At 44.1% G+C, this 329-nt stretch carries 1 protein-coding gene; it reads right to left on the bottom strand.

Annotation, left to right across the window (positions count from 1 at the left end; translation table 11 throughout):
• Positions 1–129: 129 nt before the first annotated feature.
• The coding region (locus A3762_RS05750) for a hypothetical protein (RefSeq protein WP_156493272.1) at positions 130–329 on the bottom strand (200 nt) is incomplete at its 5' end.

Here is a 329-nt window from a genome sequence, read left to right as displayed (position 1 = left end):
CTATCAAATTCCCACCCTAAAATAGGGTGCTCTCAAGTCGAGGGGCGCAAGTCTAATTACGCCCCAGCATAGTGTCAAGAAATTTGGTTTATTTTTAACCACATTCCACAACGCTATTTATGACGCACTTTATAGCGCGTCATTTTCCTTGTTTAGCTCTGCGCTTAGCGCCTCTACAACATCTTGTGCAGAAACACCTAAGCCGTCTTCTAAACCAGAACCTTTAGTCTTCTTAGCCTTACGTTCAGCATGGTATGCCAAACCAGTACCAGCTGGGATAAGACGACCAACAACAACGTTCTCTTTAAGACCTCGTAAGAAGTCACGTT

Source organism: Oleiphilus sp. HI0125, from assembly GCF_001635355.1.
This window is presented reverse-complemented; position numbering and strand designations above follow the sequence as displayed.